Annotated in this window: 18 protein-coding genes; 5 read left to right on the plus strand and 13 right to left on the minus strand. The window is 63.1% G+C overall.

The window, feature by feature from the left end:
• Positions 1-26 precede the first annotated feature (26 nt).
• The 12 genes from QMC96_00005 to QMC96_00060 all read right to left on the minus strand — a co-directional run bounded on the left by QMC96_00005 (position 27) and on the right by QMC96_00060 (position 14,370).
• On the minus strand, positions 27-326 hold the full coding sequence (locus QMC96_00005; protein ID MDI6875141.1) for a YunC family protein: 300 nt from the start codon (positions 324-326) through the stop codon (positions 27-29).
• A gap of 79 nt (positions 327-405) precedes the next feature.
• Positions 406-2,238: a threonine--tRNA ligase gene (locus QMC96_00010; GenBank protein MDI6875142.1), complete on the minus strand. Its 1,833-nt coding sequence runs from the start codon at positions 2,236-2,238 to the stop codon at positions 406-408.
• Between the two features lie 48 nt (positions 2,239-2,286).
• Positions 2,287-2,850, minus strand: coding sequence for a dCTP deaminase (dcd, locus tag QMC96_00015; protein MDI6875143.1), 564 nt, complete (start codon positions 2,848-2,850; stop codon positions 2,287-2,289).
• Between the two features lie 5 nt (positions 2,851-2,855).
• Positions 2,856-3,572 (minus strand): RNA methyltransferase, encoded by a 717-nt coding sequence (locus QMC96_00020; GenBank protein MDI6875144.1) that lies wholly within the window; start codon positions 3,570-3,572, stop codon positions 2,856-2,858.
• An 11-nt stretch (positions 3,573-3,583) separates the two neighbouring features.
• Entirely contained in the window at positions 3,584-4,273 is a 690-nt protein-coding gene (locus QMC96_00025) for a phosphoglycerol geranylgeranyltransferase (GenBank protein MDI6875145.1), read from the minus strand.
• Between the two features lie 7 nt (positions 4,274-4,280).
• Positions 4,281-7,130, minus strand: coding sequence for a DNA topoisomerase I (locus tag QMC96_00030; protein ID MDI6875146.1), 2,850 nt, complete (start codon positions 7,128-7,130; stop codon positions 4,281-4,283).
• 3 nt (positions 7,131-7,133) lie between these two features.
• Complete coding sequence (gene gatB / locus QMC96_00035; GenBank protein MDI6875147.1) at positions 7,134-8,558, minus strand: Asp-tRNA(Asn)/Glu-tRNA(Gln) amidotransferase subunit GatB; 1,425 nt, start codon at positions 8,556-8,558, stop codon at positions 7,134-7,136.
• Positions 8,549-9,856, minus strand: coding sequence for an Asp-tRNA(Asn)/Glu-tRNA(Gln) amidotransferase subunit GatA (gene gatA / locus QMC96_00040; GenBank protein ID MDI6875148.1), 1,308 nt, complete (start codon positions 9,854-9,856; stop codon positions 8,549-8,551). Before gatA ends, gatB begins: the two co-directional genes overlap by 10 nt.
• Complete coding sequence (gene gatC, locus QMC96_00045) at positions 9,856-10,125, minus strand: Asp-tRNA(Asn)/Glu-tRNA(Gln) amidotransferase subunit GatC (GenBank protein MDI6875149.1); 270 nt, start codon at positions 10,123-10,125, stop codon at positions 9,856-9,858. The genes gatA and gatC overlap by 1 nt, the downstream gene beginning before the upstream one ends.
• A 709-nt stretch (positions 10,126-10,834) precedes the next feature.
• Positions 10,835-11,845 (minus strand): asparagine synthase C-terminal domain-containing protein, encoded by a 1,011-nt coding sequence (locus QMC96_00050; GenBank protein MDI6875150.1) that lies wholly within the window; start codon positions 11,843-11,845, stop codon positions 10,835-10,837.
• Entirely contained in the window at positions 11,833-13,176 is a 1,344-nt protein-coding gene (purB, locus tag QMC96_00055; GenBank protein MDI6875151.1) for an adenylosuccinate lyase, read from the minus strand. The genes QMC96_00050 and purB overlap by 13 nt, the downstream gene beginning before the upstream one ends.
• Before the next feature lie 240 nt (positions 13,177-13,416).
• A complete protein-coding gene (locus QMC96_00060; GenBank protein ID MDI6875152.1) occupies positions 13,417-14,370 on the minus strand; it encodes a mechanosensitive ion channel in 954 nt (317 codons plus the stop codon).
• Between the two features lie 211 nt (positions 14,371-14,581).
• On the opposite strand from QMC96_00060, the gene QMC96_00065 reads away from it, so the two are divergent.
• Genes QMC96_00065 through QMC96_00080 form a run of 4 tightly spaced genes read left to right on the plus strand, consistent with a single transcriptional unit; the run spans position 14,582 to position 18,584 of the window.
• Complete coding sequence (locus QMC96_00065) at positions 14,582-16,588, plus strand: ATP-dependent DNA helicase (GenBank protein MDI6875153.1); 2,007 nt, start codon at positions 14,582-14,584, stop codon at positions 16,586-16,588.
• Positions 16,576-17,040, plus strand: a complete 465-nt coding sequence (locus QMC96_00070; GenBank protein ID MDI6875154.1) for an MGMT family protein — start codon at positions 16,576-16,578, stop codon at positions 17,038-17,040. Before QMC96_00065 ends, QMC96_00070 begins: the two co-directional genes overlap by 13 nt.
• Positions 17,041-17,064: 24 nt before the next feature.
• Positions 17,065-17,997, plus strand: a complete 933-nt coding sequence (locus QMC96_00075) for a 2-dehydropantoate 2-reductase (GenBank protein ID MDI6875155.1) — start codon at positions 17,065-17,067, stop codon at positions 17,995-17,997.
• Positions 17,994-18,584: a molybdenum cofactor guanylyltransferase gene (locus QMC96_00080; protein ID MDI6875156.1), complete on the plus strand. Its 591-nt coding sequence runs from the start codon at positions 17,994-17,996 to the stop codon at positions 18,582-18,584. Before QMC96_00075 ends, QMC96_00080 begins: the two co-directional genes overlap by 4 nt.
• On the opposite strand, the gene QMC96_00085 is transcribed toward QMC96_00080, so the two are convergent.
• A complete protein-coding gene (locus QMC96_00085) occupies positions 18,568-19,008 on the minus strand; it encodes a peptide-methionine (R)-S-oxide reductase (GenBank protein MDI6875157.1) in 441 nt (146 codons plus the stop codon). The two genes, QMC96_00080 and QMC96_00085, sit on opposite strands and share 17 nt — an antisense overlap.
• 903 nt (positions 19,009-19,911) lie before the next feature.
• Between QMC96_00085 and QMC96_00090 the strand changes: the two genes are divergently transcribed.
• Positions 19,912-20,793, plus strand: coding sequence for a metal-dependent hydrolase (locus QMC96_00090; GenBank protein ID MDI6875158.1), 882 nt, complete (start codon positions 19,912-19,914; stop codon positions 20,791-20,793).
• The last annotated feature ends 401 nt before the right edge of the window (positions 20,794-21,194 follow it).

Here is a 21,194-nt window from a genome sequence, read left to right on the forward strand (position 1 = left end):
GCGCCTCCCCGAACGGACGAGAGGGATCAGAGGCGATCGAGCGCCTCCCTTCCCGTCATGCCGCCCCGGATCCCGCGCCGCTCCGCCGAGGGGTTGGCATCCCGGACGATCCCCTCCAGCAGATCCTCGATCGACGAGATCGCGGGACCGGTCGCAGGTCCCACCCGTGCCGCCGGATACCCGAACTTCTCCAGAGCCATCACGTCGAATGCACCGCACCCGACCATGCCAGCATCGGTGATCACGAAGACCAGGTTGGCCGGGCCGAGGGGTATCACGTAGCCCGCCCCGCTCTTTCCCTTCAGGGGAACAAGTATCTGACACATGTTCGCCGGTTGGATGCGGCTCGCCAAAAAAGATTCTCTTGGGAGGGGGGACCGGGCCGGAGGGGGGAACCGGATACCCTTAGATGAACCGCGGCTTCTGTGAGAGTCTCACGGGCGTGTAGAGGGGGCGGTATGGCATGCCCTCTGTCTCTTTTTTGACCGTGGCGATGAGGTCCTGAACGCTCATCTCCGTCTTGTAGGGCTTCTGGGGGTCCGAGAGCCTCCGCACGGTGACGGTCAGGGTTCCGCGTTCCGCCTCGCGATCGCCGATCACTGCCACGTAGGGGACCCAGTCCATGCCGGCCATACGCACCTTGCGGTTCACGCTCTCCTCACGGTCGTCCATGTCGGTGCGTATGCACGCCCTGTTCAGTTCCTGCGCGTACTCCTCCACGACCGGCTTGTGCCGGTCGGCGATCGGTATCAGCCGCACCTGGGTGGGGGACAGCCAGGTTGGGACCATCGGAACCTTCCGGGCAGAAGTGTTCTCCAGGAGTGCGCAGATCACCCGCTCGATGCTGCCGGTGGGGGAGCAGTGCAGGATGGGGGGATGGATCTCGGTACCGTCCTGATAATATTTGATATCGAAGCGGTGCGAGCTCTCCACATCGATCTGGACCGTCGGGTTCTCGATGGGGCGCCCCTGGGCGTCGATCGCGGCGAGATCGATCTTCGCCACCCAGTAGTGCACCCGCTCGGACAGGATCTCAAGGAGGATGGGTTCGCCGATATCGCGGGCGACCTTCCGGATCCAGTCGCCGTGCTGCTCGAAGAAGTCCCGCGTGCATCGGAACGCGCTCACGTAGGGGATCTCGAGATCCCTTCCGGTCCGGTATCCGATGTGGAGCTGCTCCTCGAAACTCTGGAGCGCCTGATCCATGTCACGGCAGAGGGTATGCATGTCGGGCATCGTGAACGCCCGCAGCCGCTTCAACCCGATCACCTCGCCCCGCTGCTCATGGCGGAAGGAGTAGGTGGAGAGCTCGTACATCTTCAGGGGCAGCGAATTCGGGGAAATGTACATCCCGTGCATGATGGAGAACATCCCGAAGCAGGCGGCAAACCGCAGCATCATGTCCCGCGTTCCGCTCTTGAAGCGGTACTGCCGTTCGCCGAACTTCGCCGCATGCTCGCAGATTGCCTTCTCCCCCAGGTCGTACATCACCGGCGTCTCCACCGGCATCGCACCGTAGGGGAGAAGGATGGTGAGCACATAGTCGGCGAGCAGATCCCGCATCAGCTTTCCCCTCGGCATCCAGCGGAGGTGACCCACGTCGCTCACCTGCTCGTAGTCCACGAGCTCCTTGCTCCGCATCAGATCCACGTGGATGGGCTCCCCGCCGGGGGAGACGGGCAGACCCAGCTCCTTCTTCAGCAGACTGCCGAAGGGGGTGTCATCGACGTACTTCCCCGGGTCGTGCAGCTTCCCATCTGGGGTGAGGACGAAGAACTCGTGCAGGACCTTCGACTTCTCCTGCAGGCGGGTCTCGCCCCCGGGGAGAATGGTTCTCGAGAGCTCCGAGAGGGGATGACCCTTGCAGGAGAGCCGGAACGCCTTGTACCACCCGAACGGCGCTCGCTTCACCGTAATGCCGTCCAGGGATCGGAGCCGCTCCTCCAGGGCACGAAGGGTCGCCACGGCAGTCTCCGCAGGGGCGAGTTCGCTGCTCAGATGCGCGTAGGGATACAGCATGATGCTCTTCGCGTTCACCCGCTGTGCCGAGGCGGCGATCTCGTCTGCCGCCTGGCGGATGACATCGTCCAGATCCTGGGTATCCGACTCCTCCACGGCGCAGAAGACAACAAGCGCCTCTTCTAGCGCATCCTTCAGTACGGCACCGGATTCAGCCACCGGTGTCTCTTTCTGGGCCTCGTATTCGATATAATCGGAATGTATCAGAAGAAGCCGCATGGTAGTGACCTCGAAGTACTCCGGTAAAGTATTGGAGAGAGGGGTTTATTAATGCAAACAGTCTCTCGGGTTCTCGTGGTAGCGGGAGAGCGTCGCCTGGCGCTGGTCCCGGTACTTCGCATCCTCCTTCAGGTTGTAAGGCCGTTCGGCGCGCTCCGTCGTGTAGAATACGAGCTGACCGATCGGCATCCCCGCGTACACCCGCACGGGGCGCTGGTTGACATTGCACATCTCGAGCGTAATCGTGCCGCGAAAGCCGGCGTCGATCCAGCCCCCCGTCTGATGCAGTTCAATGCCGAGCCGGGCGATACTGCTCTTGCCCTCGATGCTCGCCACGATGTTGTCCGGGAGTCCGATCGTCTCCAGCGTCTCTGCCAGCACGAACAGACCCGGCGGGATATCGATCGAAGGGGCGTGCATCTGCCGGACGCCGCAGACGACGGTTTCCCGGTCATAGGGATCGATAACCGCATCCCCCCGCTCGTACCAGACGAAGTGATCCCCGAGGCGGATATCCAGGGAGTTGGGCTGCACGTACTTCGCGTCGAAGGGCTCCACGCGGATATGCCCCCTGCGGATTCGATCAACGATCTGCCAGTCGACAAGGATCATCCGGATCAGATCTCGGTCTTTCTGGTCTTACCCTTATTGATATGCCACTCGGCGCGGCGGAGAATCCCGTGCAGGGTGCTCACCTCGCGGGTGGTGAGTTTCGTTCGGGCCAGGATCCTGCGAGCCATGAGCATGGTGTTCTCCCGTTTGAAGGCGGGATGCTCGATCCGATTCAGAAACTGGTCGATATGGCTGTAGAGGTGGTCCATCTCAAGCCGGCTCGCAACCGGATAGGCGCCGCGGGGAAGATTGGCCAGTTCGTAGCAGACGATGGCAACGGCATGGGAGAGGTTCAGGATCGGGTACGCCTCCGATGCGGGAATGGTGCAGATGAGATCGGACATCGCCACCTCGTCGTTGTTGAGGCCCCAGTTCTCCCGCCCGAAAAGGATGGCGACTCTTCCCCCGATCTCCTCCAGGATCTCCCGTAGTTCCCGCGGGCTGTAGTAGGGCATGCGCATGGAGGTGCATACGGATCGGCTCACCTCGCCCGTCGTCGCGACCATGATGTCAGAGTTCTCGTACACCTCCCCGAACGTGGCGATTCGGGCGTTCTCAAGAACGTCTCTCGCATGGGATGCACAGGCTCGTGCCATGCCCCCGAGGGGGCAGGGGTTGACGAGGACCAGGTGCTCGAAGCCGAAGTTCTTCATGGCGCGCGCGGCGAACCCCACGTTCCCTTCGTTCAGGGGCTCCACCAGCACGATCTCGACGTCGGCCATATCCCGGGGCTCTACTGGACGGCCCTGACCGTCGCCTTCAGGATCTCGGCACCGTGCGTGTAGACCGCGTTGCCGATCACGATGGTGTCCGCGTACTTCGCCATCTCGGCAGCCCGCTCGGCGGAGTCGATCCCGCCTCCATAGTAGAGAACCGCGTCGCCCCCCAGGCAGTCGGAGATCGCCTTCACCATGGCGGGATCCCCGTACATGCCGCTGTATTCCACGTAAACGATGGGAAACCGGAAGTAGCGTTCGGCGATGAGCGCGAATGCGGCCGCTTCGCGGGGAGAGAGGCTGCAGGTGGATGCGGTCACTCTTCCCACCGCCGAGTTCGGGTTGAGAACGATGTACGCCTCCGGAATCACCCTGCTCCAGTCCACGGCGTGGTTCATCACCCAGTCCCGGTGCTTCCCGACCACCCACTGCGTATCCGTGCTGTTCAGGACACTGGGCACGAAGAGCAGGTCGACGCCGTCGAATCGCGCCCCCTGGGGATCCGCCGGCTCGACGACCAGCGGTATCTGGTAGGCCTTCACCTGTTCGAGGAGGTTCGCCAGATTCTCCCGCGTGACGTTCAGGGTGCCGGAGAGCATCAGTGCATCGGTGCCGCTGGTGATCACCGCCTCGAGCTTCTGCGGGGGCAGCGTCTTTTCGGGATCCAGCTTGGTCACGTGGACCCAGTTCTTCCATCTCGGGAGCATCCGCATCTCACCGTGTAGCCGCCTGCCCGGCCGGACCGGCCGGTTCGGTGCGACTCGATCTCTTCAGCGCTAAGATGTACTCATTGAGTGCGTTAATAGGAATGCCGCTTTGGATCGAGACCTGCTCCGGATCGGCGCGGGCGAGGCCGTCGGGATCCACGATTCCCGCCCGGTACAGGGATTCCAGAGTCTTCTCCCCGATGCCGGGGATGCGCAGGAGGTCCTTTCGCCCCCGCTCCACCGCCGCCTGGCCGATCTTCTCGGGACTCCTCCTGCCCAGGAAGCTGCACACCTTCTCCACGTGCTTGTATACCGTATCCAGGCGGATGCCGGTCCGGCTGCTTATGTAGACGGGATGCAGGGTGCAGAACTCTTCGGGATCGACGATCCCTGCCTTCTGGTACTTCTTCAGGCTGACCATGGGGATGCCGCTGTCCCGCAGGATGCGCTCCCGGCAGAGCGCACGGGCATCGTTGAGCAGGGCACCTGCTTCGCTCTCGCTCATCCCGGCCTCCTGCAGGATTGCCGCACTTGTGGCCGAGAGGGCGCGGATATCGCAGATGTTTCTGATATAGAGCCGGTTCATCAGATCCGAGAGGCTCCGACCGCGGCGCGGTCGGATGTGCTTTCGCACGAAACTGCGGAGTTCGGAGCGGCGGCGCAGGAGGACGAGCACTTCTTTCGCCTCGGTGATGAGCGTGGCGGCCTCCACGAGTCCGATCTCGAGGATATCGGAGAGGCCTTCCGGAAGGCTCCCCGCGATCTCGGATGCGGTGTAGATATGGCGGCGATGCAGTTTCTCCAGCAGGGTCTGTGTCATGTGGGGCATCATGAACAGCGCCTCGCGGCTGGAGCTGATGTGGGAGCAGAGGGGGCATCCGAACTCCCAGGGGCGTGCGCCCTTCCGGACGAGACGGATATGATGGAGGGCGTGCTCCGGGCAGATCGCGTCGCATCGGATCGCCTTGCCCCACTGGGAGCCCGGGAGGTTGATGTTGAAGCCGCAGTCGGGGTACCGGCTGCAGCCGATGAACTGGCTGGGGCCGCGCGGTGTGCAGATCCGCAGATCGCCGCCGCAGACCGGGCACCTGCCGAGAATCCGCTCCTGGTCGGTCTTCTCCATGATCTCGTCGCCGATCTCTCCTCCGTGCGACTCGAGCTCGTCGAACACCTGGTCGAGCATGCGGCGCGACTCCTCGACCACGTCGTTCCGATGGCGGCCGCGCTCACGGATCTGCTGCATGTGCTGCTCCAGGGTGCGGGTCATATCCGGTTTCGTGATGGTGTCCGCATGGTTCTCAAGGGTCTCGGTCACTGCCCGTCCCACAGGCGTCGGTTTGAGGGGATTCCCCTCGACGTAGCGCCGTGAGAGGAGCTTACCGATCACCTCGTGGCGGGTGCTCTTGGTGCCGAGTCCGAGTTCCTCCATCTGCTGGATCAGGCGGCTCTGCGAGTATCGGGAAGGGGGAAGGGTCTCCTTCTCCTCGAAGATGACGTTGCGGATGGGAAGCCGCTCGCCCCCGGCGAGCGCAGGGAGTATGTGCTCCTCCGCCCTGCTGTAGGGATAGATCCTGCGCCACCCCTCCTCGAGCAGCCGTGCACCGGTGGCGATGTAGGGCTCTCCTCCCGCCTTCAAGGAGCACTTCACGGTGCACCAGCGGGCATCCGGGGAGAGTGTCGCCAGGAAGCGGCGCACCACCAGTTCGTAGATGCGCCATCTCTCTTCGGAGAGCTGCTGACGGTTCGCGGCGCCCGTGGGATGAATGGGGGGATGGTCGGTCGACGACTTCTTGCCGCGGGTGGGTGCAGGGCGGAGGTGGGCGGAGACCCACTCCGCCTCCGCACGAAAGTCCGAGCCCTGAAGTGTCTTCAGGATACCTCGAAGGTCGAGGGACGGAGGATATACAGTGTTGTCCGTACGGGGGTACGAGATGAACCCGTTCATGTAGAGATCCTCGGCAATCGACATGGCGCGGTTTGCGGAGAATCCGATCCGACCGGCCGCGACGATAAAGGCGGTCGTATCGAAGGGGGCCGGGGGGCGGTCCGTCTTCTCGCCTTCGACGACCTCCGTGACCGTGAGAGGCTCGACGGTGGCATCGCGCGCGCGCACGGCAGCCTCCCTGTCAGCGAACCGGTTCACACGGTGCCGCGCCTCGAACGGCTGGCCCGCCTTCTCCGTCTCCAGGCGGAGCGTCCAGTACTTCTGCGGAACGAACTTTTCGATCTCCCTCTCGCGGTCCACGATCATCGCCAGCGTGGGGCTCTGCACCCGCCCCACGGAGAGGATGTTCTTCCCGCCCCGCCGTGCGGCAATGCTGATGAACCGCGTGAGGGATGCCCCCCATACCAGATCGATCACCTGCCGGGCTTCGCCGGCGGCGGCGAGGTCGAAATCAAGATCGGTCGTCTGTTCGAAGGCCCGTTTTATCTCCGTCGGGGTGATGGCGCTGAACCGGGCTCTGTCGATCCGCACATCGGGGTTCGCCGCGCGGATCAGTTCAAAGGCCTCCTTCCCGATCAGCTCGCCTTCCGTGTCGAAGTCAGTCGCGATGGTCACGCGATCCGAGCGCCGGGAGAGCTTCTGGATGAGGCTCACGATTCTCGTCTCGGTCGGCACCTTGATCGTCGGGGCATGGATGAGGCTCCTCGGTGTGTAGCGTTCGCTCCTCCAGTCCGCATACTCGGGGATGAAATCTACCTCCACCACGTGACCCTTCAGCCCGACGACCACGGTTCTGTCGAAGGCGTAGGTGAATACGCCCCCTTCTTTCCGCGTGGCGACGGGGCGTCCATTTGCCAGGATATGGGCAATGCGCTGCGCTGAAATGTTCTTCTCGGTAATGATCAGGTGCACTGTTCACTCCACCTCGCCCTGCTGCAGTGTGCCTTTCAGGAGCTCGCGGATCTCTTTCGGATCCGCCCGTCCTCGGGTCTTCTTCATGACCTGCCCTACCAGGTAGTTGAATGCCTCCTTCCTGCCGCCCCGGTAGTCCTTCACCGCCTGGGGATTCTCGCCGATCACATCCCTCACCGCGTCCGCGAACGCGGAGCCGGCGGCTTTCGCCAACCCCTGCTGCTCCACGATCGCGGCAGGCGGCTCGATCTCCCGTCCCTGGAGCCCCTGATCGAGCATGACGCGCAGCACCTCGACCCCGGCCCGATCCGTGATCGTCCCGCTCTTCAGGAGCATCAGGAGCTCGGCGAACCGTTCCGGCGGCAGGATGCCGATATCGATGCAGCGGTAGTTCAGTTCTCCGAGGAGTGTGTCCGCCACCCAGGTGGCCGCGAGGAGCGGATCCACGTGGGCGACCCGCTCGTAGAAGTCGGCAACGGAGAGTTCGCCCGTCAGTGTGCGGGCATGGTTGGCCGAGATGCCGTACTGCCGCATGCAGCGGGCTCTCCGGGCGGCCGGAAGCTCGGGGAGCACGATCCCATCCGCCCAGCCCCTCACGTGGAGCGGCAGGAGATCCGGTTCGGGGAAGTAGCGGTAGTCGTGCTCCATCTCTTTGCTCCGGGCGGATGCGGTGACGCCCCGACCCTCTTGGAAATGGCGAGTTTCGCGCTCTACCGTCTGCCCCCTCCGGATCAGGTTCTTCTGCCGCGTAATCTCGTAGGTGAGGGCCTTCTCCACGCCTTTGTACGAGGATATGTTTTTTACCTCCACACGCTCGTGCCCCTCCAGGGAGACGTTGGCGTCCACCCGCAGGGATCCCTCCCTGTCGGGATCGAACACGCCCAGGTACTCGAGCGTCGCCCGCAGGACATTCAGGAATCGCCGGGCCTCCTTGGGAGAGCGGAGATCGGGTTCGGTGACGATCTCGATCAAGGGGACGCCGCTTCTGTTGTAGTCCACGAGCGAGTAGCGCGGGCGGTCGGCGGCACCGACGTGGACCAGGCGCCCCGGGTCCTCCTCCATGTGGACGCGGGTGATGCGGATGCTCTTCTCGGTGCCGTCCTCACCCTCGATCTCCAAGTGGCCTCTCACCGCGAGAGGTCTGTCGTACTGCGTGATCTGGAATCCCTTCGGGAGATCGGGGTAGAAGTAGTTCTTCCGGGCGAACTCCGACTCTTCCAGGACCTCGCACTCCAGCGCCTTCGCCACCCGCAGCGCATACTCGACCGCCCTTCTGTTGAGGAGAGGCAGGGCACCGGGGAGCCCCATGCAGATCGGGCAGACGTGGGTGTTGGGCTGATCGTCGCGGTAGTCTGTGGAGCAGCCGCAGAAGAGCTTGGTTGCCGTGTTCAGCTGGCAGTGCACCTCGAGCCCGATGATCACCTGCATGGTCCCGCCTCCTGTTCGTACGCATAGGCCGCATCGATCACCCGTTCGTCCTCGAACGCCCTCCCCATCAGCTGCAGACCGACCGGCATCGCATCCACGCTCCCGCAGGGGACCGAGATTGCGGGAACGCCCGCCAGATTCGCAGGGACCGTGAGGATGTCCGAGAGGTACATGGAGAGCGGATCGGACTTCTCCCGGAGCTTCCAGGCGACCGTGGGCATGGTGGGGCCGGCGATCAGGTCCACCGAGTCGAAGAGGCGTGCAAAGTCAGCCTTTACGTTCTGGCGCGCCACCTGGGCTTTGCCGTAGTACCTGCCGTAGTAGCCCGACGAGAGTGCAAACGTCCCCAGCATGATCCTCCTTCGCACCTCCTTCCCAAATCCTGCCCTCCGCACATCCTGGAAGGCGTCATGCCAGGCCCGCTTGTAATCGGATGGGAGGCCGTAGCGAACCCCATCGTACCGGGCGAGATTGGAGGATGCTTCGCTCATGCAGGTAACATAGTAGGCGGCGAGGGCATACTCCATGCTGGGCATCCGGCATTCCGTCACCTCCGCCCCCAGAGACGCCAGGGTGTCGATCGCTTTCCTGACGGCATCTGCCACCCGGGGATCGACGCCGGGACCGAAGAACTCTGCGGGGACGCCGATGCGGATCCCCCGAATGTCGCCGGACAGGCGATGGGTGTAGGGGGCGCAGACGGATGTCGAGTCCCAGGGATCATGGGCGGTGATGACCTCCATCATGCGCGAGACGTCCTCCACCGTCCCTGCGAGCGGACCGATCTGCTCCAGGGAGTTTGCGTACGCCACCAGGCCGAAGCGGGAGACCCTGCCGTACGTCGGCTTCAGACCGACGATCCCGCAGAATGCGGCAGGGCAGCGGATGGAGCCCCCCGTATCGCTGCCGAGCGCCATCCGCACCATGCCGGCGGCAACCGCGGCGGCGCTTCCTCCGGAGGAACCCCCGGGGACCCGGGTGGTGTCGCGGGGATTCAGCGTGGGGCCAAAGGCGCTGTTCTCGGTGGTGGTGCCCATGCCGAACTCGTCCATGTTCGTCTTGCCCACGATCGCGGCCCCGGCTGCCTCGAGGAGGGTGACCACGTGGGCATCGTAGGGAGGCGTGTAGCCTTTCAGAATTCTCGAGCCGCAGGTGGTCTCGAACGCACGCGTGGAGATGTTGTCCTTCACCGCGATCATGCACCCCGAGAGTCTCCCCTCGCCGCAGGGCACCCTATCCCGCCGGGAGATGAAGGCGTTGTAAGGATCCTCCGCATCGAATACAAGAGTCTCTGCCATCACATCACTCTGGGGGCCCTGATATACCCGTCCTCCGTCTCGCCGCCCAGGCGCACCACGTCCTCGTGGGACAGGGAGGGGACGACGTCATCCTCCCGCATCACGTTGCACGCCGCGGAGCGGACGGATCCCGCCCCGGGCACCCGGTCCAGGATGCCGAAATACTCCAGGATGCCGTTGAACTGCCGGGTGAACTCCTCGAGCTCCTCCCCCGTGATCCCGATGTCCGCCAGTTCCGCGATGTGCTTTACCTCTTGACTGGATACCACGCCACTTCCTCCCTTCCGTGATCCATGTACCGCTGGGGGTTTTATAACCGTTATGTTTCGCCTGGACGCGTAAATTTCTGTCATAATCCCGAAAAGGAAAGACTGCAACAGATATTTTCCTGGAGCATATCAGCACGTGTCAGAATACATGTGCTCGGTACCCTCTTAAAAGAATCGGGCTGCCGGAGGGGAGCGCGCGATGCCGCCCGGCAGGAAGGAACCCGTTGCGGTTTCCGTGCGTGCGCACGATCGGGATTACCCTCCTGATCCGGTCTCGTACGGAGGCTGATGGACGGGGAGGCGGCGGGCTGCCGGGCCGAAAGTGAGGATGAAAACCTTCCGCCCCCTCCGAGCATGTCGTGACCTGCAGGGTGAGGGGAGGGGGTGCGCCTCCTTCCCTCTTGATATCCCACGAATACGATAGGGCTTGCACGTGACGAGACGGAGGGATGCAGCTTTCGAACGTAGGTTTGCAGCCTGGATCCCGCATCCGTCCTGTCGGCCGCACGGGTTCCGATATCCTTCCCGGCCGATACGGCGGATGGGAGGTCTCTCGCCAAGGGGACAATGGATCGTCCGGGAACGAGCTTCCATCCATCCCTGTGATCCCGATTCCACCGATCACGGAACCGGGGCCGGCCGGAGACCCGAATTACGGAAAAAATGCTGCGATATTCCCCGGCGCAACCGAGGCATATTCAGAGTATCTTCAGTGGGGGGTGGGGGGACTATCGCCGGGAGGTGTCTCTCTCAACGCACCCAGATACCGAGCGACCGTTCGGTGCCCCTTCCTGCGTGCGAGGGTGCGGATTGCAGGCCAGATGCCGCTTCCGTACTGCATTGCCTTCTTCTCGTACCACGCGATGTCAGAGGGCAGATGCCGCTCCGCCACGATCCGGAGGGGAATTTTGCGGAATCCTCCGGCGATCTTCTCTTCAGCGGGAACTGCGCGTGCCGCCCGCACCACCCGCACGTCCATGTAGGGCAGCGATAGGCAGACGCCGTGCAGGCGAGCGACGGCCTGATCGCGGGCCACCTGCTCCTGCAAAGCGAGAAAGTCCCGTTCCAGGTCTGCCTCCAGGTCGACCGATCGCAGGTACCGCGAGTAGCCGCCGAAGAGCTCGTCGGCCCCCTGGCCGGTCAACACCCGACGGTAGCCCAGCTCGGCCGCATGCCGCGCAACGAAGAAGAGTGTGGTGGCGATGGAGGCGGTGAGCGGATTTACCGAGGGGATCGCCCGCACCACCACATGCAGGGCTGCCTCAACGTCGGAGTGCAAGACGGCGACCGAGGTATGGGGCAATCCCAGCCGGTCCGCAACATGTTTTCCTCTCAGCAGGTCGTGCGAATCCCGAATGCCCACGGTGACGCACTCCAGCCCGGCGAGGCGGGCGATCAGGCTCGAGTCCAGGCCGCCCGAGAAGGCGACGATCCCCTCGTCGCTCCGCAGATTGACTGCCGTGCAGATCGCCGTCTCGAGATCGAGGGGCTCCGGTGCCGGATCCACCTCCCCCCTTATCCGGCCGTCGCACACGATAGAGCCCGGAGGGATGCTGCCCGGGACGATCCCGAAGCGATCCCGGGCCTGGCAGTTCCCGAAGGCGAGGAAAAACTCGCCGCCGAACCTGCGTATACTCCCGGGCTGCGAAGCGACAGCCTCTTCGACTTCGGAGCGGGTCAGAATCCGTCCGTCGACCTCAACCCAGCCTATAAGCCGCATAGAGGCGTGAGCTTCTCGATCACGCGATCCACCTGCTGGACGGCGGTCCCGATGTACTGGGCGGGATCCAGCAGGTTCGCGATCTCCTCCGGGGACAGGTACCGGAGTACGTCGCGGTCGGAGGCAAGAACGTCGGCAAGCCCCTGCCCCTCCTCCAGAGCCCGCATGCTGGCGACCCGGAGGCGTTCGTGGGCCTCCTGGCGGCCCATGCCGCGATCGGCCAGACGGATCATGACCGCCTCCGCCATGTTGACGCCCTGAAGCAGGGCGAGGTTCCGCTCGATGTTCTCGTGGTTCAGGCGCAGCCCCCGCAGCACGGACTCCATCACCCGGAGGATGTGGTCCGTCAGGATCGTGGCCTCGGGGAAGATTACCCGCTCGGCGGAAGAGTTGGTCAGATCCCGCTCGTCCCAGAGTGTGTTGTTCAGGAGGGCGGGTTCCACCGCCGAACGGACGATGCGGGCGAGGCCGCCGATCTGCTCGCTCTTGATGGGATTCCTCTTGTGCGGCATCGTGCTGGAGCCCACCTGCCGCTCTCCGAACGGCTCCTCGACCTCTGCGATCTCCGTCCTCTGGAGCGTCCTCACCTCGATTCCAATCTTGTCGAGCGTGGTGGCGACGTTGGCGAGGAACATGAAGTACTCCGCGTAGCGATCCCGCTGGATCAGCTGGTTGGACACATCGACGGCGGAGAGGCCGAGGATCTCCATCATCCTCCGCTGCACCACCATCCCCGCCCTGCCCAGCGCCGCCTGCGTTCCGACGGCCCCGGTGAGCTGCCCCACCTCGACGCGGGGACGCATCTCGCGGAGCCTTTCGATGTGCCGCCCGACCTCGCTCGCCCATATGGCAAACCGAAGCCCGTACGTGGTCGGCACCCCGATCTGCCCGTGCGTCCGAGCGGCGGCGACGAGCGTCCGCGTCTCCCGGCTCCGGGCCAGCAGGACGGAGAGAAGACTGCATAACCTCTCCTCGATCAGGGCGAGAGAAGCCTTGATCTGGAGACCCGTGGCGGTATCGAGCATATCGTTGGACGTGGCGCCGTAGTGGACCCACTGCCCGGCGTCCCCGCATACCTCGGCCACGGCCTTTACCACGGCCATCATGTCGTGGTGTATCTCGCTCTCGATCGCCTTGGCCCGCTCCAGGGAGGCCGCAGGAGAGCGCTCTTCGATTGTCCGTGCCGCCTCGGGCGGAATAAGGCCGCATTCGGCTTCCGCAAAGGCCAGCGCTACTTCAGCCTGCACGATGCAGCGGAAGCGGTTCTCCTCGGACCAGACCGCACGCATCTCCGGCGACCCGTACCGGAACTCTATCGGATGGACTGCCATGATTGGATAAGATGTTGGCGCCCGGGTATAAAAAGAAGGCCGGAGCATTCCGGAGCGGCAGGGACCGTCTAGCGGTAGGGATTGCCCCCGTCTGCCAGGGAGAGGAGCAGCCGCATTCCGGGGCGGACGCCTGCCCGACGGCACTATCGTCGGAATCCCGAGCTGCTCCAGGCTGGTGGGGACAGCCAAGGAGTTGAGGATTGATGGAGGATCTGGCGCTACCGCATCCCCGTCCGCCTTCTACGGCTGCTCCAGGCGGACCCGGTGCCTGCCGGTTATCGTCATCGTCTCGCTGGCGATCTGCAGGGATCCGGATCGCTCCACGGCCTCCAGAATGCGGCGGCTCAGGTGGTCACGGAGTACTCGTCGCTCCCGCACCGGGGTGACGTACCGCAGAGAGAACGTGATCCAGTTGTCCGTTAGCGTGACGAACAGACGAGGATCGACCACTTTTCTGGGAAAATAGTACTTCTCTCCGATTCGTTCGATCTCTCCCCGTGCATAGGCCGAGACTTCCACAGTCTCCGTCTCCAGGATTGCTGAAAATATCGAGATCGCCTGCTTCCAATCGCTCTCATAGGTGATCGGGACGGCAATCTCGTCCCAGATGAAGTTGTAGTCCTTGGTATAATTGTACACGGTGTTCGAGAGTGCATAGCCGTTCGGGATCAGCGTGATCCGTCCGGTCGGCAGGTCGCCCTCCACCCATCCCCCGAACTCCATTAATGTGGTGTTGAAGATCCCGATGTCGATGACATCGCCAAAAACCCGGTTAATCTCGATCCTGTCACCCACGGTATACAGCCTTGAGACGAGAATGAAGACGCTTCCAGCGAAGTTCCGGATGACATCCTGAAGGGCGATGGCCACTCCTGCAGCGATAATACCGTAGGATACCAGCAGGGCCTGGGTATTTTGTACCCAGATGGCCAAGACGGTTACCGTGATAAGAGAATAAAAGAGAACAGATACGCCCTTCCGGAAGGAATACCGCATCTTGGGATCTTCGATACTGAAGAGGGCAAGGTTTTCAAACAGGACCCGGATAAAGAGGTGAATGATGGAGATCCCAAGGAATGTGAGGACCAGTCTGCCGAGCCAGAAGTCTGGATAGTTCAGATAGAGGAACCAGAGGATAAATGTTATCGAGACCAACCCGATCCAGCGAAGCGCGTCTTCGGTGATGGGGCGCATGCGCTCTCACCCATGCCGTGGCCGGATTCCCTGTTCTGCTTCAGGCTTCACGTTTGGGCTCCTCGAGGTGACGGAAGAATTATTCGCCGGCTTCTCTTCGCGGTTCCTGGAGATCGCAATACATCCTATCCCCTCCATATAAATATCCCCTTGCCGAGCCGTCTCTGGGGAGGCAATACTAAAAAGCATCTTCAGAACACATGCATAAACAATGAGTGCTCTTGAGGACTGGTTCCCCTACCCCAGCTTTCGGCCGTACCAGCGTCGGATGCTGGAAGCGGTGGCAGAGACTGCCAGGAGAGGGGGCATCACCCTCATCGATGCGCCGACCGGCAGCGGCAAGTCGAGCGTCGTGTCCGCACTGCTCTCGGAGAGCCGCGGAAGACCGGTTTTTGTGGCCGTTCGTACGGTGAGCCAGCTGAATACGTTCATCCGGGAGCTGGAGCTCATCCGGCAGAAGAGGAAGATACGGTTCGCCTATCTGATCGGGAAATCGAGTATGTGCCCGCTCGGCGGCGAGGGGGATGTCTACCGGCGCTGCGAGGGCGTGAAGACCTACTCCACCTCTCTGATGACCGAGCGGGCGAAGAAGGGCTCTCTCACGCCGTCCAAGGACATCCTGATCAAGCAGCAGATCCGCCGGTCGTCCCGAGATCATCCCCTCATCTGCCCGTATTTCGTTCACAGCCGCATATTCGTCAACCAGGAGGACGCCGGGCTCCGCATGGTCCCGTCCCCCTCCCTGCGGGCGCGGGCGGAGAAGGTGAGTTCGGAGACGGTCTGGCCGGACCGGCTCGCGGAGGTGTGCGGGGAGATCTGCCCCTACGAGACCATGATCCATGCTGCACGGGGTTCTGATGTGGTGCTCTTAAACTTCCACCATCTCCTGAACGAAGGCATCCGGGAGCAGCTCTATTCGGCGCTGAACGTCGAGGCGTCCCGTGTGCTGCTGCTGATCGACGAGGCGCACAACTGCGGCGATGCCGTGCAGGACATCGAGAGTGTTGCGCTTGAGGAGACTCTTGTGGATCAGGCCTCTCACGAACTTGCCCATATGCGCAGGAACAGGGGTGATGTCGAAGCGGCAGAGCAGATCCTGCCCCCCCTCCGGAAGTTCATGGAGATCCTGAAGGGCTCGAGGGAGGCGGAGGACTGGTTCGATCCGGCGATCTTCACCCGGATGGCGATCAAGGAGACCCTCTATCAGGACCTGGAGGGCGTGGTGGACGACCTCCTGGATATCAGCGAGGCGATCCAGGAGAAGAACAGGAAGAGCGGGACGTTTCGGGAGAGTGCGGTCGAACGGCTGACAGAGTTCCTCTACAAAGTGTATCTCTCCCTCCAGAATCCCGCGTTCCTGACGGTATACAGGAAAGGCGAGAGTGGTATCACCCTGGAGGTGCGCAGCATCGACCCCGGCAGCACGCTGGAGGCGATCGGGGAGTCCCATGCAGCCTGCGTCCTGATCAGCGGCACGCTCTCTCCCGTGGAGAGCTACAGGCGCTACTACTTCGGCAATAGAACGGCAACGACCCTCTCCCTGCCGAACGCTTTTCCGGCGCAGAACCGCCTCATCCTGTGTGCCAGCGACATCACCTCCGCGTTCAGCATGCGGCGCAACAATGACAACCTGGACCGTATACAGCGGTATATCGAGACCTTCGCCCGCGAGGACGGGAACCGCGCCGTCTACTTCCCCTCCTACCAGATCCTGGACACATTCGTTGAACGCTGCATGCCGGAGCTGCAGAAGAGGACCGTATTCGTGGAGCCGCGGGACACCGCGCAGGCCAGCGCCGCCTTAAAGACTTTCCTCTCCCTGCCGGACAGCGGGGAGTCCGGCGTGCTGTTTGCCGTCTGCGGGGGGAAATGGAGCGAGGGTCTGGACTATCGCGGAGAGATGCTCAGCGGCGCGATGGTCGTAGGGCTGCCGCTTGCCCCCTACAACCGGGTGCGGAGGACCGTCATCGACTACTTCAGGAACAAGTTCGGCGAGGAGGGGGAGTTCATCTGCTACACGCTGCCGGCGATCAACCGCGCCCTCCAGGCGCTGGGGCGCGTGCTGCGCACGCCGGAGGATCGCGGGGTCCTGGTGCTCGGGGAGAGGAGGTTCCTGGAACCGAGGGTCCGATCGGCGCTGCCGCCCTGGATGCAGGAGGAGCTGCAGGTGTGCAGCGTGGAGACGTTCCCGGGGGTGCTCAGGGCATGGAGATCCTGACCGGCTCCATCCGCTTCGGTCTCTGGTTCGTCCAGGTATCCTGGCAGGGCGAGAGCGTGTACCGGATCGCCTTCACAAAGAGCGGCACCTCCGGACCGACCCCGCCCGTTCTCCGCCAGTATCTGAGCGGCCAGAAGACCGATCCTACTGTTCTTTCGACGCCGGCAACGGAGGAGGGATTCCCCTACGCAACGGTCTATCGGGTCGTCAGGGGGATCCCGTACGGGTGCACCGCGACCTACGGGGAGATTGCCCGCTCGGCGGGGACGTTCCCGCGCGTGGTCGGTCTGGCGCTGGCAAGGAACCCGACCCCCCTCGTCGTACCCTGCCACCGCGTCGTGGGGGCCCGGGGGTTGGGAGGGTTCACACCGCATATCGAGATCAAGGAGGCCCTGCTCTCCCTGGAGAAGGAGGTATCGGGTCTTTCCGCCCTGCAAACGGGATGTATTTAATCGAATCGCGTCCCAGTGATATCCATGAAGGTTCTGGTGCTCGGTGCCGGCGCCGTGGGGCTGACGGTGGCGGCCAAGCTCTCGAAGATATGCGACGTGCATGCCGTCTGCCGTGAGCAGCATGCCGCCCTGATCCGGAACGAAGGATTTCGGATGACGGGCATATGGGGGGAGGGGAGGTTCACCTTCAGCTGCGGCGAGTCGGCACCGGAAGAATCGAAGTTCGATTATGTCGTCATAACGGCCAAGTCCATCGATACGGCCTCCATCTGCGAGCAGTTCGCAGGGCTGCTCGCAGACAGCGAGGTGGCGAGCCTCCAGAACGGAATCGGCAACGAGGAGATCATCGCACAGTACGCCCGCCGCGTGATCGGGGGGACGATCATCACCGGGTTCGAATGGCGGGGCACGGCGGAGGTGCGGGTGACCGTGGAGGCGGGGCCGATACGGCTGGGGAGGTTCCCCGACGGCCTGGATCCCGCTGTTCTTACCCTGGTGGATCTCTTCGGGCAGGCCGGCATGCGGGCGGAGGGGAGCGAACATATCCGCGCCGATATCTGGTCGAAGACCCTCTATAACTGCGCCCTCAATCCGATCGGGGCGATTGCGGAGGTTCCGTATGGCGAGCTGGCGCATCCGGCTGCGTGGAGGATCATCGAAGGCATCGTTCGCGAGGCCTTCGAGGTTGTGCATGCCGAGGGGGTGCACCTTCCCTGGAGCGATGCCGATGCCTACCTCCACTATCTCCGCACCTACCAGCTGCCGGCCACGGCGTCGCACCACTCCTCCATGCTACAGGACATCCAGCGGGGCAGGAGGACCGAGATCGAGTTCCTGAACGGGGCGGTAGCGGCCAGGGCCCGGGGGCGGAAGATGGATGCACCCGTGAATGCCGTTATTGCAGACCTGATACGGTTTAAAGAGACGGTCAGCGCCCGCGGAGGCTCGAAGCGGTGAGATCGGGGATCGTGCTCGTGGGAGGCGAGGCGCGCCGCGCAGGAGGTCAGGAGAAGTACTTCTTCGAGTACCAGGGTAAGACGTTCCTGGAGCGACTGATCTCCACGTTGCAGGGCGTAGTGGACGAGATCATCCTGGTGGCAAAAGATATTGAGCAGTGCGAACGGTTCTCCCACCTGCCCCGCATCATCTGCATATCGGATATCCGGCGCGGAATCGGGCCTATCGGCGGACTCCACGCCGGCGTCGTGCAGGCCCGGGGCGAGAAGGTGTTTGTCGCCGCATGCGATATGCCCTGCATCAACCGCGAGGTGATCGAGTTCCTCTTCTCCCGCCTGGAAGACTACGACGCGGTCATCCCGGTCTGGGATGGGGAGAGGATGGAGCCCCTCCATGCCGTATACCGCCGCTCCGCGCTCCTCGCCTACCTGGAGGAGCACGAAGCCCTATCCCTCCGCGCCATGGTGCGGGCCCTGAACTCCCGCTATGTCAACGTGGAAGAGATACGGAGGTTCGATCCCGAGCTCACGACGTTCATCAACATCAACAAGGTCGAGGAGCTGGAAGCGTTTAACAGCAGAGTGTAATGCTGCACGGCACCGGGTTCCTGCCTTCGAACCAGGAAGAAATCCCGGCAGTTGTGGGGATGCATCCCTGCATAGACGGGCGATGCCGGGATTGATGCAGCAGCGCTTGCCCGTGGGTGGCGGACCGTCGTCGAAGATATATCCTTGGATGCGCATCGCAGCGTGCGCGGAGCACCTCGATCCGCCGCATGAAGGAAGGGAGAAGATCTCTCTGCCGGACGTTCAGGTCCGATATCGTGGCCCAGTTTCTGGGCAAGCCCGTCCCCGACTCGAACGTTGTGCTGGAGCCGAAGAGATCCGTGCGGCAGCAGGCGCACTGGTAGAGCCCTTCTCCGTGGAAGTCGTGATATTGCCGGTAAACGGGGGTTCCGTGCCAGCCTTCCGCACAACCAGGTACGTCTCCGGCGGGAGGATGCGCTGCCACTCCGCATCGCTCCTTTCGATCCGCTCCACGTCCTCCACCTGGCCGGTGCGGGCGTCATATACGGGCACGGTTCTGGTCTTCGATTCCGTCTGGCCTGTCGACATGCTTCACCGCCTGCATCCAGATGGACGCATCAGGGATAGAGTCCATCCCCGAATGCGAGCATGCTCCGGGGTCTGCGGTTGAGGGATATCCGGCGATCTTCCAGATCGTCTCTCGGAAAGGAGGCGGCGGGTCGTCCGCTGTATTCTCCTCAACGTTGAAGCGGGCCGCGATCGAGAACGCGGGATGGTGGAAGGATCGGATTTCCGCAAAGACCTCTGCACGGTATGGCAGCATACGGAATACTGCTCCCCCGAGGTCCTCTGTGGTTCATCCGTTCATTGCACCGACGGGGAGGTGCGCTTGCCTCCACAACTCCCTCGTCCTGGGGGCGGCAGGTCCCGGCATTCGCCAAGCAATTCATGCATGGGTCCCCTCCCGATCCCCGGATCCGCCTTCTCGCTGCCGCAGTGCCGGCGGTCTGTTCGGCATCCCGGAGGAGGGCTGCTGTACCGCAGGGAATTGCGGGAAGGGATCTCTCCTCCGTCGCTGCGTCGGGCGTGGTCGGAGGACCGTGAACAGGAGATGCCACTCCCCCGCCCTCGAGGGCGGGGGAATACCAGCCGCGTGCAGGGTATGCACGCGGCCCCCGCTTTCCCCGTTGGCCCCGGAATGTGGTACGAATCCGGTGCTATGGCGAGCAGATCCGAATACTCACGGGGCGATGGCTGACCTGAATCGCAGGCCTGGTTTGGAACACGCGGCCGGGTCCTATCCTGCACCTTCGGATCCCGATTCGAATGTGCCAACGGATACCCGATCCGATAACCTTTTTCGAGCGGAGAAGGTACATGCCCCTCCATGGACGTCCTGACGCACGGTCTCACCGCATCTCTCCTCCTCGCGCTGGACGTCCGGTCCGCGCTCTTCGTCGGCGTACTGGGTTCAATCGCTCCTGACCTGGACGTCCTGCTCACATTCGTATCTGACAGGCATCACCGCTGGTACATCCTCACCCACGGAGGCGTGACCCACAGCCTGATCGGCGGCTGCCTGGTATCCCTGATGGTTCTCTGCGCCGCTGCAGGCATCGCCGCTCTCGTGCCCACATTCCAGGCGGGAGGAATCCTGTTCAGCGCCGAAGCGCTCCTCTTCCTCCTGGGCGGAACGCTCCTGCACCTGTTCCTGGACGTCCTGGCATATCCCGGCATACCGCTCCTCTACCCCGTATCCGACCGGAAGTATACTCTGGGCATCTTCCCGGGGCCGAGCATGGCCCTTTTCGGCCTGACCACGCTCTTCCTGGCGCTGGTATTCTCCGGACTGACGGGTATGCAGGCGATTCCTCTGTATGGCGGCATCGTCCTGCTCTTTCTGCTCTTCGCCATCGGGATGAAGGTGACTGTATCTGTCAGGGCATCGGGCAGGACCGTCCCGACGCGGCATCCGCTGCGGTGGCTGATCGTCGCGGATACAGGCGACTCCTACACCGTCTCCTCGTACCACCTCCTCCGGGGACGGCTCGACGGGAAGACGTACTTGAAGTACTCCGGTGTCACAGGCGATGAAGTTCGGCGGTTTTTGACGATGCCCGAACTGAGGCGGCAGTACTACCACTCGTATATGGTTGTCGTGCAGCGGGACGGGAACACCCTGATATTCCGCGATCCCCTGCGGGACGAGGGGTTCATCTTTTACCCTCCCTATTATCGGCAGGTGCGGGTGCGGGACGACGTCCCGTAGGCGGATCCCGGATATCCGTGGAGGGCGCGTATGGCGGAGTATCCGTTCGGGATTCTTCGGGGCTGCGGCGCCAGGGCGGATGCGATAGGCCCCGAAGATAACCGATATTGGCATCCCCCGGAGCGGATGCGCCGCGATCGCGTGGATCTCGACAGAGTGCAGGAAAGCCCTCGCCAGCGGGGTCGGGTTCCCGGATGCCGCCATGAAGGCGGCGGGACGATCGTGTCGATTCCCGGGTACAGGATCACGCCTGCGAATCCCTCGCGGTAGTTCGTCAAGACGTTCATCGCACCTTCGACCATTCCCGTCTCCTGCACAGGAGGCCGTGCAGCCTATCCGAAACCGGTTCGCCATACCTGGCAGAATCCATAGTATAAAATTCTTAAAATCGGAGTTTAACC

The organism is Methanomicrobiales archaeon (assembly GCA_030019205.1).
Classification (GTDB): domain Archaea; phylum Halobacteriota; class Methanomicrobia; order Methanomicrobiales; family JACTUA01; genus JASEFH01.